Genomic DNA, 24,254 nt, shown 5'->3' on the forward strand with positions numbered 1-24,254 from the left:
CGGCACCATCAAGGGCCTGAGCGCCGAGGTCGGCGCCTCCATCACCTCCGGTGCCGCGATCTGCGAGATCAAGGACTGACGGCCCGACTGACCGACACGGACGGCGCAACGCCCGGCGGACCGGAAACCGGACCCGCCGGGCGCCTGCTTTCCTGACGGCTGTCCGCGGGCCGAGTCGTCCTCCGGGCGAGGAGCGGGACCGGACGGGCGCCGTTCGGCGCGGCCACCCGGACCGGAGCCCCGGCGCGCGGAACCCCCTGCGCCCGCGTGTCAGCGGCGGCGCAGGTCCGCCACGCGAGCGCGCTCTCCCGGGGGATGCTCGCCGAGCGCCGTGGCACTGCGGAGCTGCGGGCCGGGGGCCTGGCTGCGGCGGGGCCCCGGGAGGGGCACGTCCCGCCGTTGCCGGCCGCCCGCCGGGACCGGGTCCGCGGCCGAGGCCCCGGCGACCGCGATCTGCACGCCCTGGTCGGCCAGCGCCTGCAGTTCCGTCGCCGCGCGGTCGTCGTGCGCCGGGGGCTCGTCCGTCACCAGTCGGGTGATGACGTCCGTCGGCACCGTCTGGAACATCGTGTCCGTGCCCAGCTTGGTGTGGTCGGCGAGCACGACCACCTCGGCCGCCGCCTGGACCAGCGCCCGGTCCACGGACGCGGACAGCATGTTCGACGTGGACAGACCGCGCTCGGCGGTGAGTCCGCTCCCGGACAGGAACGCCTTGGAGACCCTGAGGCCCTGGAGGGACTGCTCCGCGCCGCTGCCGACCAGGGCGTAGTTCGAGCCGCGCAGGGTGCCGCCGGTCATGACCACCTCCACGCGGTTGGCGTGCGCCAGCGCCTGGGCGACCAGGAGCGAGTTGGTGACGACGGTCAGCCCCGGCACCCGCGCGAGCCGGCGGGCCAGCTCCTGCGTGGTCGTACCCGCTCCGACGACGATGGCCTCGCCCTCTTCGACGAAGCTCGCGGCGAGGTCGGCGATGGCCGTCTTCTCGGCGGTCGCGAGGTGGGACTTCTGCGGGAAGCCGGACTCCCGGGTGAACCCGCCCGGCAGGACCGCACCACCGTGCCGGCGGTCGAGGAGTCCTTCGGCCTCCAGTGCGCGCACGTCCCGCCGTACGGTCACTTCGGAGGTCTGGACGACGCGGGCGAGCTCACGGAGCGACACTGCCCCGTTGGCCCGCACCATTTCGAGGATCAGTTGGCGACGTTCTGCAGCGAACACGAAACTGACAGTAACCCCAACGACCGTCTGCTTTCAGCAGTTTGCGCCGAATAACAGAAGTTGTTCGCACGGCAGAGCGGAAAGTGGTATAGGCGCCCGATCCATGCCCATCCGGGCCGCCCCTGCCGTGCCCATCACCGGCCGCCCGCCACGGTCAGCCGCCTGACCTGCGGGATCGGCCGGAGAGCGGGCGTCCGGGCCGTCAGCCTTCGCCCGATGTCTTACGGGTGTGCAGCTGCCGTGCCACCTCGGCGATCGAGCCGGACAGGGACGGGTACACGGTGAAGGCGTTCGCGATCTGTTCGACCGTCAGATTGTTGTCGACCGCGATCGAGATGGGATGGATCAGTTCCGAGGCACGCGGCGCGACCACGACGCCGCCGACGACGATCCCCGTGCCCGGGCGGCAGAAGATCTTCACGAAACCGTCCCTGATGCCCTGCATCTTCGCGCGCGGGTTGCGCAGCAGCGGCAGCTTGACGACCCGGGCGTCGATCTTGCCCGCGTCCACGTCGGCCTGCGTGTAGCCGACGGTGGCGATCTCGGGGTCAGTGAAGACGTTCGAGGAGACGGTCTTCAGGTTGAGCGGGGCCACCGCGTCGCCCAGGAAGTGGTACATGGCGATGCGTCCCTGCATCGCGGCCACGGACGCCAGCGCGAAGACTCCGGTCACGTCACCGGCCGCGTACACGCCCGGTGCCGTCGTCCGGGAGACCTTGTCCGTCCAGATGTGCCCGGACTCGCGCAGCTTGACCCCGGCCTCCTCCAGGCCCATCCCGCTGCTGTTGGGTATGGCGCCGACGGCCATCAGGCAGTGCGAGCCGGTGATCACGCGGCCGTCGGCGAGAGTGACCTCGACCCGGTCGCCGACACGCTTGGCGGACTGCGCGCGGGAGCGGGCCATGACGTTCATGCCGCGGCGCCGGAAGACCTCCTCGAGGACTGCGGCGGCGTCGGGGTCCTCGCCCGGCAGCACACGGTCGCGCGAGGAGACGAGGGTGACCTTGGACCCGAGCGCCTGGTAGGCGCCGGCGAACTCGGCACCGGTGACACCGGACCCGACGACGATCAGCTCCTCGGGCAACTCGTCGAGGTCGTAGACCTGTGTCCAGTTCAGGATCCGCTCACCGTCGGGCTGGGCGTCGGGCAGCTCGCGCGGGTGACCGCCGGTGGCGATGAGCACGGCGTCGGCGGTGAGTGTCTCCTCGCTGCCGTCCGCGGCACGCACGACGACCTTGCGGGAGCCGTCCAGGGCCTGCATGCCCTCCAGCCGGCCGCGACCGCGCATGACCCGGGCGCCGGCGCGCGTGACGGAGGCGGTGATGTCGTGGGACTGGGCGAGCGCGAGCCGCTTGACCCGTCGGTTGACCTTGCCGAGGTCGACCCCGACCACGCGAGCGGCCTGCTCCGCGGGCGGCGTGTCGTCGGCGACGATGATTCCGAGCTCTTCGTAGGACGAGTCGAAGGTGGTCATCACCTCGGCCGTCGCGATGAGTGTCTTGGACGGCACGCAGTCGGTGAGCACCGACGCCCCGCCCAGGCCGTCGCAGTCGACGACGGTCACCTCCGCGCCGAGTTGTGCGGCCACCAGCGCCGCTTCGTATCCGCCGGGTCCGCCACCGATGATCACGATCCGAGTCACGTACTCCATTGTCCCGCACCCTCCAGGCGGCGCTTCTCCTGGGGGCGGCCGGTGATGCTTCTGTTACGGCAGGGACGCCCGAAGCGCTGCCGTACCCTCGACTCCATGTCGCTCTACGCCGCGTACGCCGGCAACCTCGACGCGCGGCTGATGACCCGCCGCGCTCCCCATTCGCCGCTGCGCGCCACGGGCTGGCTGAACGGCTGGCGGCTGACCTTCGGGGGCGAGCACATGGGGTGGGAGGGCGCCCTCGCGACGATCGTGGAGGACCCGCTGTCGCAGGTCTTCGTGGCGCTGTACGACATCGCGCCGATGGACGAGGAGTCGATGGACCGCTGGGAGGGCGTGGGCCTCGACGTCTACCGCCGGCTGCGCAGCGTCCGCGTCCACACGCTGGACGGCGAGGAGACGGCATGGACGTACGTCCTCAACGCCTATGAGGGCGGCCTCCCCTCGGCCCGCTACCTGGGCGAGATCGCGGACGCGGCGGAGTCCGCCGGGGCGCCGCACGACTACGTGATGGAGCTGCGCAAGCGGCCCTGCTAACCCCTTTCATCGCGGTTTCGTCCCTTTCGCCGGAAAACGACAAGACAACGATCGCATTGCCGTGACCTCCGTCATCTACGCGCGTAGGCAAAGACCGGCTACCCTCATGCGCGTGAACGCATCTCTTCTTCCGGACGACCTCCAGGGCGACCCCTACGCCGCCGCCGACGCCGCCGCCGCGCGCCTGCGCGAGCTGACGGGTGCCGAGACCCACGACGTCGCCCTCGTGATGGGCTCCGGCTGGGCTCCAGCCGTCGACGCCCTCGGGGCACCCGCTGCCGAGTACCACGTCACCGAGCTGCCCGGCTTCCCGCCGCCGGCCGTCGAGGGCCACGGCGGCAAGATCCGCTCGTACCGGATCGGCGACAAGCGCGCCCTGGTCTTCCTCGGCCGTACGCACTACTACGAGGGCCGCGGCGTCGCCGCCGTCGCGCACGGCGTCCGCACCGCCGTCGCCGCCGGCGCCAAGACCGTCGTGCTGACCAACGGCTGCGGCGGCCTGCGCGAGACGATGCGCCCGGGCCAGCCGGTCCTGATCAGCGACCACATCAACCTGACCGCGACCTCCCCGATCGTCGGCGCCAACTTCGTCGACCTCACCGACCTGTACTCCCCGCGCCTGCGCGCCCTGTGCAAGGAGATCGACCCCACCCTCGAGGAGGGCGTCTACGCGCAGTTCACCGGCCCGCACTACGAGACCCCGGCGGAGATCCGCATGGCCCGCACCATCGGTGCGGACCTGGTCGGGATGTCGACGGTCCTCGAGGCGATCGCCGCACGCGAGGCGGGCGCCGAGGTCCTCGGCATCTCCCTGGTCACGAACCTCGCCGCCGGCATGACGGGCGAGCCGCTGAACCACGAGGAGGTCCTGCAGGCGGGCCGTGACTCCGCCGCGCGGATGGGCGCGCTGCTGGCGAAGGTGCTGGAACGGCTGTAGGGCACCATCGCACGGGGGTGCCCTCCCTCCGGGGCCTCCGCCCCGGACTCCCGGGTCGGCCTGCGGCCTCGTCCTCGAGCTCCCCCAAGCCCTTCGAGCAGGGGACCTCCAGACGGGCAGTCGTCGCCGGCCTGGGCCGGGAGGCACCGACCGACGTGCCGCCGCACCCGGCTCCCGCACCCACCCGGCCGCCGTGCTGCACTGGACGGGACGGCGATACGCGACGCACCCGCCCGCCCCCGCATGGACAACGCCATCCACCACACAACGAGAGGTTGACCCGACGTGCACGACGAACTCATCGCACGGGCCAAGGCGTGGCTGGCCGAGGACCCCGACGCGGAAACCCGTGACGAACTCGCCGAGCTCATCGACGCCGGGGACCACGCCGAGCTCGCCGCGCGCTTCAGCGGCACCCTCCAGTTCGGCACCGCCGGCCTGCGCGGCGAACTCGGCGCCGGCCCGATGCGCATGAACCGCTCGGTGGTCATCCGCGCCGCCGCGGGCCTCGCCGCGTATCTCAAGGCCAAGGGTCGCGGCGACGGCCTCGTCGTGATCGGCTACGACGCCCGCCACAAGTCCGCCGACTTCGCCCGGGACACCGCGGCCGTCATGACGGGCGCGGGTCTGCGCGCGGCCCTCCTCCCCCGCCCCCTGCCCACCCCTGTCCTCGCCTTCGCCATCCGGCACCTCGGCGCGGTCGCCGGCGTGGAGGTCACCGCCAGCCACAATCCGCCGCGCGACAACGGCTACAAGGTCTACCTCGGCGACGGTTCCCAGATCGTGCCCCCGGCGGACGCCGAGATCGCGGCCGAGATCGACGCGATCACGACCCTCACCGCTGTCCCCCGCCCGGACGCCGGCTGGGACACCCTGGACGACAGCGTCCTCGAGGCCTACCTCGCCCGCACGGACGCCGTCCTCGCCGCCGACTCCCCGCGCATCGCCCGCACCGTCTACACGGCGATGCACGGCGTCGGCAAGGACGTCCTCCTCGCGGCCTTCGCCCGGGCCGGCTTCCCCGAGCCCGTCCTCGTCGCCGAGCAGGCCGACCCCGACCCGGACTTCCCGACCATCGCCTTCCCCAACCCGGAAGAGCCCGGCGCGATGGACCTCGCCTTCGCCAAGGCCCGCGAGACGGACCCCGACCTGGTCATCGCCAACGACCCGGACGCGGACCGCTGCGCCGCCGCCGTCAAGGACGGCACCGACTGGCGCATGCTCCGCGGCGACGAGGTCGGCGCCCTGCTGGCGGCCCATCTGGTCTCGCGGGGAGCCACCGGCACCTTCGCGGAGTCGATCGTGTCCTCCTCGCTCCTCGGCCGCATCGCCGAGAAGGCGGGCCTGCCGTACGAGGAGACCCTCACCGGCTTCAAGTGGATCGCCCGTGTGGAGGGCCTGCGCTACGGCTACGAGGAGGCCCTCGGCTACTGCGTGGACCCGGACGGCGTACGCGACAAGGACGGCATCACCGCGGCGCTCCTGATCACGGAGCTCGCCTCGCAGCTGAAGTCCGAGGGCCGCACGCTGCTGGACCTCCTCGACGACCTCGCCGTCGAGCACGGCCTGCACGCCACCGACCAGCTCTCGGTCCGCGTCCAGGACCTCTCGCTCATCGCCGCCGCGATGCGCCGCCTGCGCGAGCAGCCTCCGACCGCACTGGCGGGTCTGCCCATCACGAAGTCCGAGGACCTCACCCAGGGCACGGACACGCTCCCGCCCACGGACGGCCTGCGCTACACGCTCGACGGCGCCCGCGTGATCGTCCGCCCCAGCGGTACCGAGCCCAAGCTCAAGTGCTACCTGGAGGTCGTGGTCCCGGTCGCGGCGCACGCCGACCTCCCGGCGGCCCGGGCCAGGGCCACCGACCTGCTGGCGTCGATCAAGCGCGACCTGTCGGCGGCGGCCGGCATCTGACCGGCCTCGGCCGCTCGGTTGCGGTCTGGCCGTGGCTGCCGCGGTGGCGGGTACCTGCACGGAAGGCTGCCTGCCCGGGGGCCGGGGGCCGGAGGCCCGAGGCCGGGGTTGCTCGGGGGTCGCCTGGGGTCGTCCGGTGGTCGGGGCGTGGCTGTTGGGCCGCTCGCTTCTTTGTCAGGGTCGTGCTTGCGCGGGCCGAGTCAAGGGCGCTGCACTCCGCTGCGCTGCGTTCCGCGTCGGCTGCGCCGATCGGCCTGCGGCCGACCCTTGACCAGTCCCGCTCCAGCACGGGTGAGAAGCGAGCGAGCGGCCCGGAGGAACGGGGGACCCAGGTCGGGCGACCTGCGCGTGGGCTGCACTGTGCCCGGAGTTCGGGGCGCGATCGCGCCTCGCATGCACGCCGGGTGGGTTCAGCGACTCACGGTGCGAGGGCAGAAACGTCGTCGCGAATCGACGGCACCTCGGCAACGTGCGGCTCACTGTGCGTGTGCAGGGCGGGCGGGATGCCCACGCGGCCATACAGTCGGGCGCCGACCCACGCATGACGCCAACCGGAACCGCAAGGACGATGGGAGACCGTGCCGCGTGGCGGGCGCCGCTCGCCGGGGTGTCTGCCCGGAAACTGCAACAGAACGCGCAGATGTGCTGCACTCTGCGCACCCACCTCCCCACCCGCCCACCCACTGCCCACCGGCCGTACGCCGCTTTGCCGACCCGGCGTGCATGCGAGCCGCTGATGCGCCGCCCGACCCCCAGCACAATCCAGACAACAGGTTCCTTGAACTCCGCCGGGCCCCCCGTTCCTCCGGGCCGCTCGCTCGCTTCTCACCCGTGCTGGAGCGGGACTCGTCAAGGGTCGGCCGCAGGCCGATCGGCGCAGCCGACGCGGAACGCAGCGCAGCGGAGTGCAGCGCCCTTGACTAGGCCCGCGCAAGCACGACCCTGACAAAGAAGCGAGCGGCCCAACAGCACGCCCGGACCACCGGACGACCCCAGGCGACCCCCGAGCAACCCCGGCCTCCGCTCAGCCCACCGCCAGCAGAATCGCCAGCACCACCGCTCCCGCGACCGCCGGCCCGGCGATCTCGTAGGCCCAGCGCACCGTCACCTCGCCCTGAGCCGTCTCCTCGTGCTCTCGGGTCTCGTGCAGCCGGCGCAGGTCATCCATGACCTGGTCGGTCGTGGCGCGGAGGGGACCGGTCGAGCCGGCGGGGCCCGCCGGGCCGGCATCCAGCGCGCCGGGGCCGAAGGGGCGAGGCCTCAGCGGCCGGTCCTTGCCGCGCTCCCCCGCCCCCGCGGCCCGCGCCTGCTGCCGTGCGGCTCTCTTGCGTGCCCGCATCGACACGGGGACCGCCCACAGCTGGTACTTGGTGCCGGACTTGGCGATGACCTCGTTCGAGTAGCCGGATCGCAGGGCGGCGATCTGGGCCCAGGGCAGGACGATCACGCGGAACGGGTTGCGGATGCGCAGCCGCTCGTCGTTGGCGTACACGGCCGGCCGCAGGGTGAAGGCGACCACCAGCGGCACGACGAGGATCATCGCGGCGAGCGCCAGCCACGGGGTGCGGCCGTGGCCGGTGAACAGCGCGTCGAAGCCGAGCCACAGGATGATGGCCAGCAGCAGGACACCCCCCGCGATGCCTCCGGACGACCGGTGGACCCGGTCCCTGAACTCGGGGGCCGGCGGCTGCGGCGCTGGTGACTCGTGCTCGGGGGTCGTCATGGTCCCGATTCTGCACGACGGGATCGGCGCGGTCGTGGGCGGTCCGTCGTGCATCCCACCGGCGTTGCGATGCGCACACGGGGGTGTACAGCCGCTACGCGCGTAGATATGCTCGCCTGGTGACCATGCCCACCACTGCATCCCGCGCACACGCTCTCGCCGACGTCACCGCGTCCGACAGCACGCTGCGCCGCTTCCTCCACGGGCTGCCCGGCGTCGACGCGGTCGGCCTCGAGGCGCGCGCCGCCTCGCTCGGCACCCGATCCATCAAGACCACCGCGAAGGCGTACGCCATCGACCTCGCCATCTCGATGGTCGACCTGACGACGCTGGAAGGCGCGGACACCCCGGGCAAGGTCCGGGCGCTCGGCGCCAAGGCGGTCCACCCCGACCCGACGGACCGTACGACCCCGACGACCGCGGCGGTCTGCGTCTACCCCGACATGGTGGCCGTCGCCAAGGAGGCCGTCGCGGGCTCCGGCGTGAAGGTGGCCTCGGTCGCCACCGCCTTCCCGGCCGGCCGCGCCGCCCTCGACGTGAAGCTGGCCGACGTGCGCGAGGCCGTCGCCGCGGGCGCCGACGAGATCGACATGGTCATCGACCGCGGGGCGTTCCTCGCCGGCCGGTACCTGAAGGTGTACGACGAGATCACCGCCGTGAAGGAGGCCTGCGGGACGTCCGCCCGTCTGAAGGTCATCTTCGAGACCGGCGAGCTGTCGACGTACGACAACATCCGGCGGGCGAGCTGGCTCGGCATGCTGGCGGGCGCCGACTTCATCAAGACCTCGACGGGCAAGGTCGCGGTCAACGCCACGCCCGCCAACACCCTCCTCATGCTGGAGGCCGTGCGCGACTTCCGCGCGCAGACCGGCGTCCAGGTCGGCGTGAAGCCGGCCGGCGGCATCCGCACCAGCAAGGACGCGATCAAGTTCCTCGTCCTGGTCAACGAGACCGCCGGTGAGGACTGGCTGGACAACCACTGGTTCCGCTTCGGCGCCTCCTCGCTGCTGAACGATCTGCTGATGCAGCGTCAGAAGCTGGCCACCGGCCGCTACTCCGGCCCCGACTACGTGACGGTGGACTGATCACCATGGCATCCGCATTCGAGTACGCACCGGCGCCCGAGTCCCGCTCGATCGTCGACATCGCCCCCTCCTACGGCCTGTTCATCGACGGCGAGTTCACCGAGGCGGCCGACGGCAAGGTCTTCAAGACGATCTCGCCCAGCACCGAAGAGGTGCTGTCCGAGGTCGCCCAGGCCGGTGAGGCCGACGTCGACCGAGCGGTGAAGGCCGCCCGCAAGGCGTTCGAGAAGTGGTCGGCGCTGCCCGGCTCCGAGCGCGCCAAGTACCTGTTCCGCATCGCCCGCATCATCCAGGAGCGCAGCCGCGAGCTCGCGGTCCTGGAGACGCTGGACAACGGCAAGCCGATCAAGGAGACCCGCGACGCCGACCTGCCCCTGGTCGCGGCGCACTTCTTCTACTACGCGGGCTGGGCCGACAAGCTGGAGTACGCCGGTTTCGGCTCAACCCCGAAGCCCCTCGGTGTCGCGGGCCAGGTCATCCCCTGGAACTTCCCGCTCCTGATGCTGGCCTGGAAGATCGCCCCGGCGCTCGCCACCGGCAACACGGTCGTCCTGAAGCCCGCCGAGACGACGCCGCTGAGCGCCCTGTTCTTCGCGGACATCTGCCGCCAGGCGGGTCTGCCCAAGGGCGTGGTCAACATCCTTCCGGGCTACGGCGACACGGGCGCCGCCCTCGTCGCGCACCCGGACGTGAACAAGGTCGCCTTCACCGGCTCCACGGCCGTCGGCAAGGAGATCGCCCGCACGGTGGCGGGCACGAAGAAGAAGCTCACGCTCGAACTGGGCGGCAAGGGCGCCAACATGGTCTTCGACGACGCACCCGTAGACCAGGCCGTCGAGGGCATCGTGGGCGGCATCTTCTTCAACCAGGGGCAGGTCTGCTGCGCGGGTTCCCGCCTGCTGGTCCAGGAGTCGATCCACGACGAGCTCCTCGACTCCCTCAAGCGCCGTCTGTCCACGCTCCGCCTCGGCGACCCGCTGGACAAGAACACCGACATCGGCGCGATCAACTCCGCCGAGCAACTGGCCCGGATCACCGCGCTCGCCGAGCAGGGCGAGGCGGAGGGCGCCGAGCGCTGGTCCCCTGCCTGCGACATCCCGGAGAGCGGCTACTGGTTCGCCCCGACGCTGTTCACGAACGTCACCCAGGCGCACACCATCGCCCGCGACGAGATCTTCGGCCCGGTGCTCTCCGTCCTCACCTTCCGCACGCCGGACGAGGCGGTCGCCAAGGCGAACAACACGCAGTACGGCCTGTCGGCGGGCATCTGGACCGAGAAGGGCTCCCGGATCCTGGCGGTCGCGAACAAGCTGCGCGCCGGTGTCGTCTGGTCCAACACGTTCAACAAGTTCGACCCGACCTCGCCGTTCGGCGGATACAAGGAGTCGGGCTTCGGCCGCGAGGGCGGCCGCCACGGCCTGGAGGCGTACCTCGATGTCTGAGAAGTCCGAACAGCAGCGGCTCACCGTCTTCAAGACCTACAAGCTGTACGTCGGCGGGAAGTTCCCGCGTTCCGAGAGCGGCCGGGTGTACGAGGTGACCGACTCCAAGGGCAACTGGCTGGCGAACGCGCCGCTCTCCTCCCGCAAGGACGCCCGTGACGCGGTCGTGGCCGCGCGCAAGGCGTTCGGCGCCTGGTCGGGTGCGACCGCCTACAACCGCGGCCAGGTCCTGTACCGCGTCGCGGAGATGCTGGAGGGCCGCCGGGAGCAGTTCGTCCGTGAGGTCGCGGACGCGGAGGGACTGTCGAAGTCGAAGGCTGCGGCGGTCGTGGACGCGACCATCGACCGCTGGGTCTGGTACGCGGGCTGGACCGACAAGATCGCCCAGGTGATCGGCGGCGCCAACCCGGTCGCGGGCCCGTACTTCAACCTCTCCTCCCCCGAGCCGACGGGCGTGGTCGCCGTGCTGGCCCCGCAGGAGTCGTCCTTCCTCGGCCTTGTCTCGGTCGTGGCCCCGGTGATCGCCACGGGCAACACGGCGATCGTGGTCGCCTCCGAGAAGGCCCCGCTGCCCGCCCTGTCCCTGGGCGAGGTGCTGGCCACCTCGGACGTCCCGGGTGGCGTGGTGAACGTCCTGTCCGGCCGTACGGCGGAGATCGCCGCGCCGCTGGCCGCGCACCAGGACGTCAACGCGATCGACCTGGCCGGCGCCGACGAGGTCCTGGCGAAGGAGCTGGAGATCGCGGCCGCGGACAACCTCAAGCGCGTTCTGCGTCCACAGGCTGTGGATTACTTCGAGACGCCCGGCATCGAGCGCATGACGGCCTTCCTGGAGACGAAGACGGTCTGGCACCCGACGGGTTCTCTGGGCGCCTCCGGCTCGTCGTACTGACGCCGGTCCGCGGGGCGGCCACCAGCCCGCGCGCCCTTACGGACAGCAGAGCCGCGCTCTCCCCCGTCCGGGAGAGCGCGGCTCTGCGTGGGTGGCCGCCGGCCGGGAAGCGGTCAGCGCAGCGCCCCGACCACCTGTCCGACCACCGGCACACTGCCGAGCGACTCCGCCTCGGCCACCGGCCGGGTCAGGGACCGGGACGACAGCGGCTTGAAGTCGGCGAGTTGCGTGGCGACGCCGTTGTCGAGCGGGTCGACGCCCGTGCCGGCGAGCGGGTTGGGCTTCAGGCCCGCGAGCGGCCCGGCCGCGTACCGCACGGGCCCGGTGACGTACCCGACGGTCCCCGTCAGTGCCGACACCCCCGCCTGCGGGTCGACCTTGCCGAGCGACGTGGGCCTGGTCCGCATCACGTCGGCCAGTGGGCCGCCGTCCGCCGCCGACGCCGAGGCGGCGCCCGCCCCCAGGGCGACGCCCGCGGTCGCGAGAGCGACGAGCGCGCGCTGGGCGGTGGGGGACTTGGGGGAGGCGTGTCGTGCCATGGCTGCTGCCACCTTCTTGCTGCGAAACGTGAGAGTGTCGCCACGCAGCGTAGTTGAGGTGTGATCTGCGCTCCAAACGTCGACCCGCGGGGTCCGCAGGGTGTACGGCATGCGTCAGACTGGTGTCTCGTGAGTCTTCATCCCCCGGCCCCGCCCGCGTCGTGCTGCTGTGCGGCCCCTCCGGCTCCGGCAAGTCCCTCGTCGCCGCCCGTTCCGGCCTGCCCGTCCTGCGGCTCGACGACTTCTACAAGGAGGGTGACGACCCCACACTGCCCCTGGTGGAGGGGAGTTCGGACATCGACTGGGACCATCCGCAGTCGTGGGACGCGGACGTCGCGGTCGCGGCCATCGCCGAACTGTGCGCCACGGGCCGTACGACGGTGCCGGTGTACGACATCGCCCGGAGCGCGCGTACGGGCGAGGAGACGCTGGACATCGACCGTGCTCCCGTGGTCGTCGCGGAGGGCGTCTTCGCCGCCGAGATCATAGAGCGCTGCCGGGAGCTCGGGCTGCTCGCGGACGCGCTGTGCCTGACCCGTGGCCCCCTCACCACGTTCCGCCGCCGCTTCCTGCGCGACCTGAGGGAGGGCCGCAAGTCGGTGCCGTTCCTGCTGCGCCGCGGCTGGCGGCTGATGCGCGCCGAGCGGTCGATCGTGGCCCGGCAGACGGCGCTCGGCGCGTACGCCTGCGACCGGGACGAGGCACTGAGCCGGCTGGCCGCGGCGGCCGCGGGACGGCGGGCGTCGGTGGGTACGGCGGCGTAACCCGTTCGCCCGAGGACCGCGGGGAAACGAGAAACGGGACTGGTTGGACCCCCCGGCCCTCCAGTCCCGCTCTCTTTGTGCTCCCCCGTGATCCCCCGTTTCTCCGTGTCCCCCGTGCTTCCCTCCCCGGTACCGATCCCCCGATCGGTACCGCTCCCCCGTGTCCCCCGTGTCCCCCCGCCCCTCAGGCGACGAGCTCGCCGAAGGACTCCTCCTGGTCACGGCCGAAGCTGAGGACCTGGTCCTCGCGCAGCCGGCGGAGCGACCGCCAGATGCTCGACTTCACCGTGCCCACACTGATGTCGAGGATCTCCGCGATCTCCGGGTCCGTGCGGCCCTCGTAGTAGCGCAGGACCAGCATGGTGCGCTGGAGTTCCGGCAGCCGGGCGAGCGCCTGCCACAGGACGGCGCGCAGCTCCGTACCACGCATCGCGTCCGTGTCGCCGGGCGTCTCCGGCAGCTCCTCGGTCGGGTACTCGTTCAGCTTGCGGCGACGCCACGCGCTGATGTGCAGGTTGGTCATCGTGCGCCGCAGGTAGCCCCCCACGGCTGCCTTGTCGCTGATCCGGTCCCATGCCCGGTAGGTCGAGAACAGCGCGCTCTGCAACAGGTCCTCGGCCTCGAAGCGGTCACCGGTCAGGTGGTAGGCGGTGGCGTACAGGGAGGCGCGGCGCTCCTCGACGTAGGCGGTGAACTCCGCCTCCGCCGCGGAGCGGCGCTCCCCCGGGTCCTCCCCGTACGCGGCTCCCCCGTGGGTCTCCCCCGTGCGAGCGTCGACCACCGTCATGAACGCGGTGTGCTGACGCCCGGTGCCGCGAGCGCACCCCCGCGCTCCCCCACGCTCGAACACGCTCGCGCGGGAGGGACCCCCGTCTGCACCGGACTTCTCAGAACCGCGGGTCACGTCGTGCAGACGCGTGACCACTGCGCTGGTGCTGGTGCCCTGCAGCGTATTCATCTCGCGCCCCCCGTCGTGGAGTCCCGGTCGTCGGCTCGCTTCCTTGCCTGTGCCGAAGAGCTTGCCCGGGCCAGTTCATGGCCGTGTCCGTCGACTGTCACAGAGCTGTCACAGGGGGCGCCCGCAGCCGTGCCTCAGCCCGCTCACAGAGAAGAGCGATACGGCTACGCAGGCGCGGCGGGCAGTGGCGTCCTGCCGGTCGTGAGGGGTCGGAGCAGCCGGACAGTCGAAACACGGCCACGGCATGGGCCAGAATGACCTCCGTGCCTTCCCTGTTGCTGATCGAGGACGACGACGCCATCCGAACGGCCCTGGAGCTCTCTCTGACGCGCCAGGGACACCGTGTGGCCACCGCTGCCACCGGCGAGGACGGTCTGAAGCTGCTGCGCGAGCAGCGGCCGGACCTGATCGTGCTGGACGTGATGCTGCCCGGCATCGACGGGTTCGAGGTGTGCCGGCGCATCCGGCGCACCGACCAGCTGCCGATCATCCTGCTGACCGCGCGCAGCGACGACATCGACGTCGTGGTCGGGCTGGAGTCCGGCGCCGACGACTACGTCGTCAAGCCCGTGCAGGGACGGGTGCTGGATGCCCGGATCCGGGCCGTGCTGCGTCGCGGGGAGCGCGAGGCCAGCGACTCGGCGGCCTTCGGCAACCTGGTCATCGACCGGGCCGCGATGACCGTCACCAAGAACGGCCAGGACCTGCAGCTGACCCCGACCGAGCTGCGGTTGCTCCTGGAGCTGAGCCGGCGGCCCGGACAGGCGCTGTCCCGGCAGCAGTTGCTGCGGCTGGTGTGGGAGCACGACTACCTGGGCGACTCGCGGCTGGTCGACGCGTGTGTGCAGCGGCTGCGCGCCAAGGTGGAGGACGTACCGTCCTCGCCCACGCTCATTCGTACGGTCCGTGGGGTCGGCTACCGGCTGGACGCCCCTCAGTGACCGATTCACCAGGGGGAATCCGCGGCTGGGCCGCGGCTCGCAGGACCGTACAGTCCCGTCTGCGCTTCACCAGTCTGCGGCTGCGCCTGGTCGTGGTGTTCGGGCTCGTGGCGCTGACCGCCGCCGTGTCGGCGTCCGGCATCGCGTACTGGCTGAACCGTGAGGCCGTGCTCACCCGCGCCCAGGACGCGGTGCTGCGCGACTTCCAGCAGGAGATGCAGAACCACGCGAGTTCCCTGCCGCCGCATCCGACGCAGGACGAGCTGCAGCGCACCGCCGGCCAGATGGCGAACAGCAGCCAGCGCTTCAGTGTGCTGCTGATCGCCCGGGACGAGCGCGGGAAGACGGTCGTCGGCAACTCCGACCTGGACTCCTTCACGTTGGAGGATGTGCCGCAGTCGCTGCGGAAGGCCGTCGACAAGCAGCAGAAGGTGTCCTCCACCAACAAGTACGCCCACCACCTGTACTGGCAGCGGATCGTGGAGGGCGGCAAGCCGTACCTGGTGGGCGGCGCCAAGGTGATCGGTGGCGGTACGACCGGCTACATGCTCAAGTCCCTGGAGCCGGAGGCCAAGGACCTCGACTCGCTCGCCTGGTCGCTCGGCATCGCCACCGGTCTCGCGCTGATCGGCTCGGCGCTGCTCGCGCAGGCCGCCGCCACGACCGTGCTCAAGCCGGTGCACCGCCTCGGCATCGCGGCCCGGCGCCTGGGCGAGGGCAAGCTGGACACCCGGCTGCGGGTGTCCGGCACGGACGAACTGGCGGAGCTGTCACGGACGTTCAACCGCGCCGCCGAGTCCCTGGAGAAGACGGTCGCGGACATGAGCGCCCGCGAGGAGGCCTCCCGCCGCTTCGTCGCCGACATGTCACACGAGCTGCGCACACCGCTGACGGCGATCACGGCCGTCACGGAGGTGCTGGAGGAGGAGCTGGACGCGGAGACCGGCAGCGTGGACCCGATGATCGAGCCGGCCGTGCGGCTGGTGGTCAGCGAGACCCGGCGGCTGGGCGACCTCGTGGAGAACCTGATGGAGGTCACCCGCTTCGACGCGGGCACGGCCCGGCTGGTCCTGGACCACGTGGACATCGCCGACCAGATCACCGCGTGCATCGACGCCCGCGCCTGGCTCGACGCCGTCGAGCTGGATGCCGAGCGCGGCATCATGGCCCGCCTGGACCCGCGCCGCCTCGATGTGATCCTCGCGAACCTGATCGGCAACGCGCTCAAGCACGGGGGTTCGCCGGTACGGGTCTCGGTGCGCGAGGAAGGCGAGGAGCTGGTCATCCGGGTGCGGGACCACGGCCCCGGCATCCCCGAGGACGTCCTGCCGCACGTCTTCGACCGCTTCTACAAGGCGAGCGCCTCCCGCCCGCGCTCCGAGGGCAGCGGCCTCGGTCTGTCCATCGCGCAGGAGAACGCGCACATCCACGGCGGCAGCATCGATGCCGCCAACTCCCCGGAAGGCGGGGCGGTGTTCACGCTGCGCCTGCCCCGCGACGCGTCGCCGCTGATCGAGCAGGAGACGCGGAACGGGAACGGCACCGAGGGGAAGGCGCCATGAGGGCACGGAGCGGACGCCTGACGGCGATACGGGGCGGTCGCCCGGCGGTGCCGCCGGGCGGACGCCGAGTGGCCGTACGCGGCACACGCGCGGTGGCGGTACGCCGCGCGCGCCGCTGGTTCGCCGTGCCGTTGCTGGCCGCGATGCTGGCCGGCTGCGGGATCCGGGCCACCCAGGTGCCGACGGACTTCGGGCCGGCGCCGTCCCGGGTGCCGTGCGCGCTGTCCGGTGCGGACCTGGCCACGCAGGCGGGCCGGGGCATTCCCGTCCAGGTCTTCCTGCTGTGCGCCTCGCAGCTGGTGACGGTGGACCGCTCCGTGCACATCCCGGACGGCACGGCCGAGCGGCAGCGCCGGGTGCTGGTGGCGCAGGGGTTGCTCGACCAGCTCGCCATGGCGCCGTCGCCCGCCGAGAAGCAGGCCGGCTACACGACGGACGTGGTCGGCGGCATCACGGTGAGCGGCCCGCGCGGCAAGGACCCGGAGGGCACGTTCCGGCTCAGCAGCCGCCTGCAGGAGCTCACCACCTCCGCCCTCGGGCAGATCGTCTGCACGTTCGCCGACTCGGAGGCGACCGCCGCCGACGACGGGACGGTCGTTCTCGGCGGGCCGGAGGACCGGCCGCTGCGCCGCTACCGGTGCACTGCTCAGGTGCGGTCGCACCCGGGGGCGACGGCGCCGCCGTCGACCGAGGTCACAGGCGGGTGAACCGTGGGGCGCGCCCCTGAGGTGAGCGAGCCCGTCACAAAGGGGAACCGATCGTGCCGGGAGCGGCGTCTAGGGGGGCGTGCAGCGTCAAGGCTCAATCAGCGGCAGCGCCGCGGTCCGCGTCCGTGTGGCAGGGGGTGTCCTCCTCGTCGCACACCTCGCGCTCGTCGCCTGGATCACGCTGCGCCCGCTGGACGTGCCCTGGGTGAGGCCCGCCAACCTGCATCCGTTCGCCGGTATCAGAGCCGATCTCGCGCTGGGCTGGCCGGAGGCGGCCCGCCGTATCGGCAAGGGGCTCGCGCTGCTCGCGCCGCTCGGGGTGCTGCTGCCCGTGGTGGGTGGGCGGCTCGTCGTCTCCCCGCTCGCCTCGCTGGCCCGTACGGTCGCCGCGGGCACCCTGATCTCCCTGGGCATCGCGCTGCTGCAGACCGGGGTGCCCGGACAGGTCGTGGACATCGACGCGACCCTGCTGAACACGGTCGGCGTGGCGCTGGCGCACCTCCTGGTGGTGCCCGTGGCACGGTTCCGGCTGCGCCGCCGGATGGAGTCCCGCGGCGCGGGCGCCCACCCCCGGGAGGAGCCGGCTCAGGGACGGACCCCGACGATTCCCAGGGTCGGGATAGCTCCGTAGAGTGACGCTTCGTCCGCTTCGCCCCCGTAGCGTGGAACATGTCGAAAGCGCCGAGGAGTTGGGCGCCGGCCCCCGGACTTCCGGCAGCCGCCGGAGCGGGGTTCCACCACGGTTCGCGAAGGAGCCACCATGACCGCCCTGGCCCGCCCCACCCACGGACGGATGATCGGCGGAGTGTGCGCAGCGCTGGCACGGCGCTTCGGCACCTCCGCGACGACGATGCGCGTGATCTTCCTGCTGTCCTGCCTGCTCCCGGGCCCGCAGTTCCTGCTCTACATAGCCCTGTGGATCCTGTTCCCCTCCGAGGACAAGGCGGCGGCCGGCACCGCCTGGTGACCTGCCGACCGCAGGCACGCCGACGGGCGCCCCGAGCGGGGCGCCCATCGTGGTCGTGGGGGCGTGTCCGCTCAGCCCAGCGGGATGCCGTTCACCGGCAGGCCGTGCGTGGGCAGCCCCTGCACCGGCAGCCCGCCGAGCAGCCCGGCGGCCGGGGCGACGGGGCCGTTGCGGAGGGCCTTCTCGGCGGCGGGCTGCGCGGCGGCCACCACGGTGCCGAGCGCGTTCTGCCCCTGGCCGAGCGCCTGGTCCGCGCCGGGCAGCGTCTTGGCGACGTTGCCCACCGGCAGCGCCTGGGTGACGGAGTCCAGTGCGGCGGTGTCCGGCACGGCGGGGGCCGCGCTCGCGACACCCGCGCCCGCGGCGGCGAAGGCGGCGCCGAGGGCGGCGACACCGAGGGTCCTGGCAGCAGACTGCTTCATGTTGAACGCGTCCTTGGGTCCGTTGACGGAGATCTGAGCGGTCCAAAACCGTAAACACGCGCCGACGGGCTCCGCAAACATACGAATACGGCCGGACGACGATCTCCCGGCCGTATCGAAAAAGCCGTCCGTCAGCCCTCGGACGCCCCGGAACCGCTGGTGGAGGCGGTCTGCTGGAACAGCCATTCGGACTTCAACTCGGCGTATCCCGACTTGATGACGTCATTGATCATCGCCAGTCGTTCATCGAAAGGAATGAATGCTGACTTCATAGCATTGACGGAGAACCACTGAAGATCGTCGAGCGTGTAACCGAATGCCTCGACCAGGTGGTCGAATTCCCGGCTCATGCTCGTCCCGGACATCAGGCGGTTGTCCGTGTTCACCGTGGCCCGGAAATGCAGCCGCCGCAGCAGCCCGATGGGGTGGTCGGCGTACGAGTCGGCGGCGCCGGTCTGGAGGTTGGAGCTCGGACACAGCTCCAGCGGGATGCGCTTGTCGCGTACGTAGGAGGCGAGGCGCCCGAGCTTGACCGTGCCGTCCCGGAGGACCTGGATGTCGTCGATGATGCGCACGCCGTGCCCGAGCCGGTCGGCGCCGCACCACTGCAGGGCCTGCCAGATGGACGGCAGCCCGAAGGCCTCCCCGGCGTGGATGGTGAAGTGGTTGTTCTCCCGCTTGAGGTACTCGAAGGCGTCGAGGTGCCGGGTGGGCGGGTAACCGGCCTCGGCTCCGGCGATGTCGAAGCCCACGACACCCAGGTCCCTGTACCGGTTGGCGAGTTCGGCGATCTCCAGGGCGCGGGCGGCGTGCCGCATGGCGGTGAGCAGGGCGCCGACACGGATGCGGTGGCCGGCCGCCTTGGCCCGCCGCTCGCCCAGCCGGAAGCCCTCGTTGACCGCCTCGACGACCTCCTCCAGGCTGAGCCCGCCCTCCAGGTGCTGCTCGGGCGCGTACCGGACCTCGGCGTAGACGACCCCGTCCTCGGCGAGGTCCTCGGCGCACTCGGCGGCCACGCGCACCAGCGCCTCGCGGGTCTGCATCACGCCGACGGTGTGGGAGAAGGTCTCCAGGTACCGCTCCAGGGAACCGGAGTCGGCGGCCTCACGGAACCAGACGCCGAGCTTGTCCGGGTCGGTCTCGGGGAGGTGGGTGTACCCGGTCTCGCGGGCGAGGTCGACGATCGTGCCGGGGCGCAGACCCCCGTCGAGGTGGTCGTGGAGCAGGACCTTGGGAGCCCGGCGGATCTGGTCCCAGCTCGGGGTGTTCTGGTGCTGGCTCGTCATTGCCGCACCCTATGCCCTACGCGCGTAGAGCACGGGGTGCGGCGAGGCGTCGATACCCAAAGGTGACCCGTCGGCCAGGTTTCGTACACCGTCGCTTCTGACACTGTTCTGTCATGGCAGATCAAGCGACGCCGGTTCGCACGGCCCGGCTGGGAAGGGCGCTCGGCCCGGAACCGACGGCGGTGAGCGGTGCGGTGCTGCTGCTCCCCGGCGGTGACGAGACGTCCTTGCGAAGACCGCTTCCTGTGATGGCCGCCGCCTCGGTCCGCGCGCTCGGCCGCTGGCTGACCCGGGCCGGGCATGGCGAAGGCCTGGTCACACATGTCGTGCACTACCGCTACCGGGGCTGGAACGGCGGCGAGGCGCATCTGGCGCAGGACGCCGACTGGGCCGCCGAGGAGGTCGTCCGCCGCTACGGGGACGTGTCCGTCTGTCTGGTCGGCATGGGCATGGGCGGGCGGGCGGCGCTGCACGCCGCGGGGCACACGGCCGTCAACTCCGTTGTCGCACTGTCGCCTTGGCTGCCCGAGGAGGATGTGGCGGCACCACCCGAACCGGTGAAACAGCTCGCCGGACGCCGGGTGCTGATCGTGCACGGCACGAACGACGAACGCACGGACCCGGAGCTGTCGTTCCGCCTGGCGGCGCGCGCGAAGAAGGCGAACCGCGACATCTGCCGCTTCGAAGTGCACTCCGACGGGCACGGGTTGCACCAGTACCGCTCGGAAGTCCACTCCCTGGCCGAGGACTTCGTGATGGGCTCGCTGTTCGGGCGGGCGTTCTCCCGCCCGGTCCAGGACGCACTGGCGGCTCCGCCGCCGCTGGGGTTGAGGATGCCGTTGGCCGCGGGGTTCGGCAGGTCGTTGAGGAGGTGAGCGGGGCGTCCCTCGCGGGGCGCGGGACTGCGTCGGCCCGCGGCTCCGCCGTGAGGGCGCGGGCGATCACGGCGAACCTGCGCCCTCAGTCCGGGAGAAGCCGTCCCCTCCTCGACAGCAGAAACTTCTTGAAGGCCGCCACCGGCGGCGTGTCCACGTGCCCCGCAAGCCACGCCACGCCGATCTCCCGCACCGCCCGCGGCGCGGTGACGGTGAGTTCCACGACCCCGGGCCGGGGCACGGCCGGCGGTGGCAGCAGAGCCACCCCCAGTCCCGCCGCGACCAGGCCGCGCAGCGTCTCGGCCTCCTCTCCCTCGAAGGCGATCCGCGGCTTGAACCCCGCCTCGCGGCACAGGTCGTCGGTGATGCGCCGCATCCCGTATCCGGGCTCCAGGGTCACGAACGTCTCGTCGGCGGCTTCCGCGAGCCGCACGCGCCTGCGGCTCGCGAGCCGGTGGTCGGCGGGCACCACGAGCCGCAGCTTCTGCTCGTCGAGGCGCCGGGCGACCAGATCGGGCGCGTCCGGCACCGGAGAGGTCAGGCACAGGTCCAGCTCCCCCGCCCGCAGCCGCTCCAGCATCGCCTCGCCGTAGTTCTGGACCAGGCTGAAGCGGACCCGCGGATGGTCGGCGCGGAAGGCGTGGATCAGCCCGGGCACGGTCTCGGCGCCCAAAGTGTGCAGAAAACCGAAGGCGACCTTGCCGACGGCCGGATCGGCGTCCGCGCGCACCTCCTCCGCGGCGCGTTCGATCTCGGCGAGGGCACGCTCGACGGAGGCGAGGAACGTGCGCCCCGCCGGGGTGAGCGCGACCGTGCGGCCACGCCGGGCGAACAGCTGCACACCCAGGTCCTCCTCGAGCCGCACCAGGGCCCGGGACAGGGTGGACTGCGGGACCTGCATCTCCTGAGCGGCGCGCGTGACGTGCTCGGTGCGGGCGACGCCCGCGAAGTACGCGAGGCGCGGCGCGAGCAGCGTGACGATGTCTTCTGCGTCACTTGTGTCACTGAACGATGACAGGCGAGCGGCTGACCTCTGCTGATGCACCATGGGAACGATTATGGCGGTTCTGTGCATTGGACGGATCAGCGGTCGTGTCCGTACGTTCGAGGCATGCCTGCTGCCGATACCGGGGCGTCCACCACCGTGGGCGCCGATGCCGTCACCGCCCCCGCCCCGCCCCCGACTCGCGGATGACCCCGGGTGGCCCCGGCTACCGCCGCATGAGCCTCGCGCTCTTCCTCGCCGGTGTCGCCACCTTCGCGCTCCTCTACTCCACGCAGGCCCTGCTGCCGCTCGTCTCCCGCGACTTCGGGGTGACGGCGAGCGCGGCGAGCTGGACGGTGTCCGGCGCGACCGGCGCGCTGGCGCTGTTCGTCCTCCCCATGAGCGCCCTGTCCGAACGCTTCGGACGGCGCACGCTGATGACGGCGTCGCTGGCCGTGGCGGTGACCGTCGGACTGCTCGTCCCCTTCGCCCCGTCGCTGGGCTCGCTGATCGTGCTGCGGGCGGTGCAGGGCGCGGCACTGGCCGGGCTGCCGGCGTCGGCGACCGCGTACCTGGCCGAGGAGGTACGGCCCAAGGCCCTGGTCACGGCGATCGGCCTGTTCGTGGCCGGGAACAGCGTCGGCGGGATGAGCGGCCGGATCATCACCGGCTGGGTCGCGCAGGAGTGGGGCTGGCGGGTGGCCGTCGGCACGGTCGGCGTGATCGCGGTCGCCTGCGCGGTGGCGTTCCGTCTGCTGCTGCCGGCGCCCAAGCACTTCACGGCGGGTTCGCTGCGCCCTCGCGTGCTGGCCCGCACGGTCCGCGACCACCTCGCCAACCCGCTGCTGCGCCGGCTGTACGCGATCGGCGCGCTGTTCATGACGGTGTTCGGCGGCGTCTACACGGTGATCGGCTACCGCCTGACGGAGGCGCCGTTCGGGCTGCCGCAGGGCATCATCGGCTCGATCTTCCTGGTGTACCTGGTGGGCACGGTGTCGGCGTCGACGGCGGGACGGCTGGTGGGCCGTCTGGGCCGCCGCGGGGCGCTGTACCTGGCGGGCGGCACGACCACGGCGGGCCTGCTGCTCTCCCTGGCGTCCTCGCTCCCCCTGGTCCTGCTGGGCCTGGTCCTGATCACCGCCGGGTTCTTCGCGGGCCACGCGGTGGCGTCCTCGGCGGTCAGCCACACGGCGGAGGAGGGCCGCGCCCAGGCGTCCGCGCTCTACCAGTCGGCGTACTACATCGGCTCCAGCACGGGCAGCACCCTCGGCGCGGTCGCGTTCCACGCGGGCGGCTGGACCGGCACGGTCGGGATGGGCGTGCTGGCGGTCGCGGGCGTGGTGGTGATCACCCTTCTCGGATCGCGGGCGGCCCGCGTCGCCGCGCGCCGCGAGCCGCTGCCCGCGCACTGAGCCCGGTCCGGCCCGAGGGTCGTCCTCCGCTCGGGCCCGACCTGCGCCTTCCCTCACTCCGCGAGCCGTTGTCAGTGGGCTGCTGTAGCTTCCGAAGTGCTGGGGCGCAATGGCGCGCGACAGGAACGGCCACAGGGGTGGGTGGACCATGGGTGAGGGCACGGCGACGGTGGAGGACCTCGACGTCCGGCTGGAGAAGCACAGGGTCGAGCTGACGGGGTACTGCTACCGCATGCTCGGCTCGTCCTTCGAGGCCGAGGACGCGGTGCAGGACACGATGGTCCGCGCCTGGCGGAGCTACGAGAAGTTCGAGGGCCGCTCCTCCTTGCGCTCGTGGCTGTACCGGATCGCGACGAACGTCTGCCTGGACATGCTGAACGCGGGCAACAAGCGGGCCCGTCCGATGGACCTGACCGAGGCCACGCCGCTGGAGCGGGCCGCCCTCTCCCCGCGCCCGGACCACACGTGGCTGGAGCCGATGCCCGATGCGCGGGTGCTGCCGACGACCGGGGACCCGGCGGAGGCGGCCGTCGCCAAGGAATCCGTCCGACTGGCCTTCATGGCGGCCCTGCAGCAGCTGCCGCCCAAGCAGCGCGCGGTGCTCATCCTGCGCGAGGTGCTGGCCTGGAAGGCGAGCGAGGTCGCGGAACTGCTCGACACCTCGGTCGCCTCGGTCAACAGCGCGTTGCAGCGGGCGCGGGCGACGCTCTCGGAGAAGAGCGGCGAGGGGTCCGACGCGGCCGTCTCCGACCCCCTCGACGAGGAGCAGAAGAAGCTCCTGGAGCGCTATGTGGCCGCCTTCGAGGGGTACGACATGGCGGCGCTCACGACTCTGCTGCACGAGGACGCGGTGATGACGATGCCGCCGTTCGACCTGTGGCTGCGCGGCACCTCGGACATCACCGGTTTCATGACCACGCTCGGCGCCGCCTGCGCGGGTTCGCGGCTGGTGCCGGTCGCGGTGAACGGCCTGCCGGGCTTCGCCCAGTACAAGCCGGACCCGGAGAAGGGCGGCTTCACGGCCTGGGCGGTGCAGGTGCTGGAGACGTCAGCCGGGCGGATCACCGGGTTCCACTGCTTCCTCGACACCCGGCGCTGGTTCCCGCTGTTCGGGCTGCCCCTCGAGCTCGACCGGGAGGCCGACGAGGTCGAGTAGTGCGCGCAGGGCGGGCGCCGGGTCGCGCAGCCGGATACGGCCCCCGGCCCGACGCGCGGCGAGCTGCAGCCTGGCCAGCAGGTCGAGGGTGGCGAGCCGCACGGGCCTGAGGGCGCCGACGTCGCATACGACGACCCCGGTGCCGGTGGCCTTCAGCAGTGCCTGCACGTTGTCGCCGAGCTGCGCCACCTCGTCGGGGGCGACGGGTCCGGCCAGCACGAGTACGGGGGGTGTATTGGCGTCCACGGAGGGTGGACCGGGCGGACGCCGCCAACTCATCG

23 protein-coding genes and 1 pseudogene are annotated in these 24,254 nt (G+C 72.0%); 15 read left to right on the top strand and 9 right to left on the bottom strand.

Annotation, left to right across the window (positions count from 1 at the left end; all coding sequences use genetic code 11):
- Nucleotides 1-270 precede the first annotated feature (270 nt).
- Nucleotides 271-1,215 carry a DeoR/GlpR family DNA-binding transcription regulator gene (locus C3488_RS01120; protein WP_103837387.1) on the bottom strand — a complete coding sequence of 315 codons (945 nt, stop codon included), beginning with the start codon at nt 1,213-1,215 and terminating at the stop codon, nt 271-273.
- A gap of 202 nt (nt 1,216-1,417) precedes the next feature.
- A complete protein-coding gene (locus tag C3488_RS01125; protein ID WP_103837388.1) occupies nt 1,418-2,866 on the bottom strand; it encodes an NAD(P)H-quinone dehydrogenase in 1,449 nt (482 codons plus the stop codon).
- Nucleotides 2,867-2,962: 96 nt separating this feature from the next.
- On the opposite strand from C3488_RS01125, the gene C3488_RS01130 reads away from it, so the two are divergent.
- From C3488_RS01130 to C3488_RS01140, 3 genes are all read left to right on the top strand, one after another.
- On the top strand, nt 2,963-3,403 hold the full coding sequence (locus C3488_RS01130) for a gamma-glutamylcyclotransferase (protein WP_103837389.1): 441 nt from the start codon (nt 2,963-2,965) through the stop codon (nt 3,401-3,403).
- Between the two features lie 112 nt (nt 3,404-3,515).
- Nucleotides 3,516-4,340 (top strand): purine-nucleoside phosphorylase, encoded by an 825-nt coding sequence (locus C3488_RS01135; protein ID WP_103837553.1) that lies wholly within the window; start codon nt 3,516-3,518, stop codon nt 4,338-4,340.
- 285 nt (nt 4,341-4,625) lie between these two features.
- Nucleotides 4,626-6,257 (top strand): phospho-sugar mutase, encoded by a 1,632-nt coding sequence (locus tag C3488_RS01140; protein WP_103837390.1) that lies wholly within the window; start codon nt 4,626-4,628, stop codon nt 6,255-6,257.
- A 1,024-nt stretch (nt 6,258-7,281) separates the two neighbouring features.
- Here the strand turns inward: C3488_RS01140 and C3488_RS01145 are convergent.
- Nucleotides 7,282-7,980: a PH domain-containing protein gene (locus C3488_RS01145; RefSeq protein ID WP_103837391.1), complete on the bottom strand. Its 699-nt coding sequence runs from the start codon at nt 7,978-7,980 to the stop codon at nt 7,282-7,284.
- A gap of 125 nt (nt 7,981-8,105) precedes the next feature.
- Here C3488_RS01145 and deoC point away from each other — a divergent pair, with 125 nt between their 5' ends.
- Genes deoC through C3488_RS01160 form a run of 3 tightly spaced genes read left to right on the top strand, consistent with a single transcriptional unit; the run spans nt 8,106 to nt 11,399 of the window.
- Nucleotides 8,106-9,065, top strand: a complete 960-nt coding sequence (gene deoC / locus C3488_RS01150; protein ID WP_103837554.1) for a deoxyribose-phosphate aldolase — start codon at nt 8,106-8,108, stop codon at nt 9,063-9,065.
- A gap of 5 nt (nt 9,066-9,070) precedes the next feature.
- The gene (locus C3488_RS01155) at nt 9,071-10,507 is read left to right on the top strand and encodes an aldehyde dehydrogenase family protein (RefSeq protein WP_103837392.1); all 1,437 of its coding nucleotides are present in this window, start codon (nt 9,071-9,073) and stop codon (nt 10,505-10,507) included.
- Nucleotides 10,500-11,399 (top strand): aldehyde dehydrogenase, encoded by a 900-nt coding sequence (locus tag C3488_RS01160; RefSeq protein WP_103837393.1) that lies wholly within the window; start codon nt 10,500-10,502, stop codon nt 11,397-11,399. The genes C3488_RS01155 and C3488_RS01160 overlap by 8 nt, the downstream gene beginning before the upstream one ends.
- 113 nt (nt 11,400-11,512) lie before the next feature.
- Here the strand turns inward: C3488_RS01160 and C3488_RS01165 are convergent, their stop codons facing one another.
- Nucleotides 11,513-11,938, bottom strand: a complete 426-nt coding sequence (locus C3488_RS01165) for a hypothetical protein (protein WP_103837394.1) — start codon at nt 11,936-11,938, stop codon at nt 11,513-11,515.
- Between the two features lie 122 nt (nt 11,939-12,060).
- On the opposite strand from C3488_RS01165, the gene C3488_RS01170 reads away from it, so the two are divergent.
- Entirely contained in the window at nt 12,061-12,702 is a 642-nt protein-coding gene (locus C3488_RS01170) for a uridine kinase (RefSeq protein ID WP_258053241.1), read from the top strand.
- Between the two features lie 184 nt (nt 12,703-12,886).
- On the opposite strand, the gene C3488_RS01175 is transcribed toward C3488_RS01170, so the two are convergent.
- Complete coding sequence (locus tag C3488_RS01175) at nt 12,887-13,660, bottom strand: SigE family RNA polymerase sigma factor (protein ID WP_103837396.1); 774 nt, start codon at nt 13,658-13,660, stop codon at nt 12,887-12,889.
- Nucleotides 13,661-13,923: 263 nt separating this feature from the next.
- On the opposite strand from C3488_RS01175, the gene afsQ1 reads away from it, so the two are divergent.
- The 5 genes from afsQ1 to C3488_RS01200 all read left to right on the top strand — a co-directional run bounded on the left by afsQ1 (nt 13,924) and on the right by C3488_RS01200 (nt 17,837).
- A complete protein-coding gene (gene afsQ1, locus C3488_RS01180; RefSeq protein WP_103837555.1) occupies nt 13,924-14,601 on the top strand; it encodes a two-component system response regulator AfsQ1 in 678 nt (225 codons plus the stop codon).
- Nucleotides 14,598-16,163 carry a HAMP domain-containing sensor histidine kinase gene (locus C3488_RS01185; protein ID WP_103837397.1) on the top strand — a complete coding sequence of 522 codons (1,566 nt, stop codon included), beginning with the start codon at nt 14,598-14,600 and terminating at the stop codon, nt 16,161-16,163. Before afsQ1 ends, C3488_RS01185 begins: the two co-directional genes overlap by 4 nt.
- A gap of 143 nt (nt 16,164-16,306) precedes the next feature.
- Nucleotides 16,307-16,870, top strand: a complete 564-nt coding sequence (locus C3488_RS01190) for a hypothetical protein (RefSeq protein ID WP_103837556.1) — start codon at nt 16,307-16,309, stop codon at nt 16,868-16,870.
- 79 nt (nt 16,871-16,949) lie between these two features.
- Complete coding sequence (locus tag C3488_RS01195; RefSeq protein WP_103837398.1) at nt 16,950-17,501, top strand: VanZ family protein; 552 nt, start codon at nt 16,950-16,952, stop codon at nt 17,499-17,501.
- A gap of 129 nt (nt 17,502-17,630) precedes the next feature.
- On the top strand, nt 17,631-17,837 hold the full coding sequence (locus C3488_RS01200) for a PspC domain-containing protein (protein WP_103837399.1): 207 nt from the start codon (nt 17,631-17,633) through the stop codon (nt 17,835-17,837).
- Nucleotides 17,838-17,908: 71 nt separating this feature from the next.
- On the opposite strand, the gene C3488_RS01205 is transcribed toward C3488_RS01200, so the two are convergent.
- Together C3488_RS01205 and C3488_RS01210 are read right to left on the bottom strand one after the other, a co-directional pair.
- Nucleotides 17,909-18,259, bottom strand: coding sequence for an ATP-binding protein (locus tag C3488_RS01205; RefSeq protein WP_103837400.1), 351 nt, complete (start codon nt 18,257-18,259; stop codon nt 17,909-17,911).
- Nucleotides 18,260-18,390: 131 nt separating this feature from the next.
- On the bottom strand, nt 18,391-19,545 hold the full coding sequence (locus tag C3488_RS01210) for an adenosine deaminase (protein ID WP_103837401.1): 1,155 nt from the start codon (nt 19,543-19,545) through the stop codon (nt 18,391-18,393).
- 113 nt (nt 19,546-19,658) lie between these two features.
- On the opposite strand from C3488_RS01210, the gene C3488_RS01215 reads away from it, so the two are divergent.
- A complete protein-coding gene (locus C3488_RS01215; protein ID WP_103837402.1) occupies nt 19,659-20,420 on the top strand; it encodes a dienelactone hydrolase family protein in 762 nt (253 codons plus the stop codon).
- A gap of 85 nt (nt 20,421-20,505) precedes the next feature.
- On the opposite strand, the gene C3488_RS01220 is transcribed toward C3488_RS01215, so the two are convergent.
- Nucleotides 20,506-21,468 (bottom strand): LysR family transcriptional regulator, encoded by a 963-nt coding sequence (locus C3488_RS01220; protein WP_103837403.1) that lies wholly within the window; start codon nt 21,466-21,468, stop codon nt 20,506-20,508.
- Nucleotides 21,469-21,531: 63 nt separating this feature from the next.
- Between C3488_RS01220 and C3488_RS01225 the strand changes: the two are divergent.
- Both C3488_RS01225 and C3488_RS01230 read left to right on the top strand, forming a co-directional pair.
- A pseudogene (locus tag C3488_RS01225) lies at nt 21,532-22,817 on the top strand (MFS transporter).
- Between the two features lie 148 nt (nt 22,818-22,965).
- Nucleotides 22,966-23,973: a sigma-70 family RNA polymerase sigma factor gene (locus C3488_RS01230; RefSeq protein WP_103837405.1), complete on the top strand. Its 1,008-nt coding sequence runs from the start codon at nt 22,966-22,968 to the stop codon at nt 23,971-23,973.
- On the opposite strand, the gene C3488_RS01235 is transcribed toward C3488_RS01230, so the two are convergent.
- A complete protein-coding gene (locus C3488_RS01235; RefSeq protein ID WP_103837406.1) occupies nt 23,866-24,252 on the bottom strand; it encodes an STAS domain-containing protein in 387 nt (128 codons plus the stop codon). The two genes, C3488_RS01230 and C3488_RS01235, sit on opposite strands and share 108 nt — an antisense overlap.
- Nucleotides 24,253-24,254 lie beyond the last annotated feature (2 nt).

The sequence above is a fragment of the Streptomyces sp. Ru72 genome, assembly GCF_002920635.1.
Classification (GTDB): Bacteria; Actinomycetota; Actinomycetes; order Streptomycetales; family Streptomycetaceae; genus Streptomyces.

What these genes read in the sequence shown, in the direction of transcription:
- C3488_RS01200 (WP_103837399.1), top strand. Translation starts at nt 17,631, where the DNA reads ATGACCGCCCTGGCCCGCCCCACCCACGGACGGATGATCGGCGGAGTG.
- C3488_RS01205 (WP_103837400.1), bottom strand. Translation starts at nt 18,259, where the DNA reads ATGAAGCAGTCTGCTGCCAGGACCCTCGGTGTCGCCGCCCTCGGCGCC.
- C3488_RS01190 (WP_103837556.1), top strand. Translation starts at nt 16,307, where the DNA reads ATGCTGGCCGGCTGCGGGATCCGGGCCACCCAGGTGCCGACGGACTTC.
- C3488_RS01215 (WP_103837402.1), top strand. Translation starts at nt 19,659, where the DNA reads ATGGCAGATCAAGCGACGCCGGTTCGCACGGCCCGGCTGGGAAGGGCG.
- C3488_RS01160 (WP_103837393.1), top strand. Translation starts at nt 10,500, where the DNA reads ATGTCTGAGAAGTCCGAACAGCAGCGGCTCACCGTCTTCAAGACCTAC.
- C3488_RS01155 (WP_103837392.1), top strand. Translation starts at nt 9,071, where the DNA reads ATGGCATCCGCATTCGAGTACGCACCGGCGCCCGAGTCCCGCTCGATC.
- C3488_RS01210 (WP_103837401.1), bottom strand. Translation starts at nt 19,545, where the DNA reads ATGACGAGCCAGCACCAGAACACCCCGAGCTGGGACCAGATCCGCCGG.
- C3488_RS01125 (WP_103837388.1), bottom strand. Translation starts at nt 2,866, where the DNA reads ATGGAGTACGTGACTCGGATCGTGATCATCGGTGGCGGACCCGGCGGA.
- C3488_RS01220 (WP_103837403.1), bottom strand. Translation starts at nt 21,468, where the DNA reads ATGGTGCATCAGCAGAGGTCAGCCGCTCGCCTGTCATCGTTCAGTGAC.
- C3488_RS01235 (WP_103837406.1), bottom strand. Translation starts at nt 24,252, where the DNA reads ATGAGTTGGCGGCGTCCGCCCGGTCCACCCTCCGTGGACGCCAATACA.
- C3488_RS01145 (WP_103837391.1), bottom strand. Translation starts at nt 7,980, where the DNA reads ATGACGACCCCCGAGCACGAGTCACCAGCGCCGCAGCCGCCGGCCCCC.
- C3488_RS01165 (WP_103837394.1), bottom strand. Translation starts at nt 11,938, where the DNA reads ATGGCACGACACGCCTCCCCCAAGTCCCCCACCGCCCAGCGCGCGCTC.
- C3488_RS01130 (WP_103837389.1), top strand. Translation starts at nt 2,963, where the DNA reads ATGTCGCTCTACGCCGCGTACGCCGGCAACCTCGACGCGCGGCTGATG.
- C3488_RS01230 (WP_103837405.1), top strand. Translation starts at nt 22,966, where the DNA reads ATGGGTGAGGGCACGGCGACGGTGGAGGACCTCGACGTCCGGCTGGAG.
- C3488_RS01175 (WP_103837396.1), bottom strand. Translation starts at nt 13,660, where the DNA reads ATGAATACGCTGCAGGGCACCAGCACCAGCGCAGTGGTCACGCGTCTG.
- deoC (WP_103837554.1), top strand. Translation starts at nt 8,106, where the DNA reads ATGCCCACCACTGCATCCCGCGCACACGCTCTCGCCGACGTCACCGCG.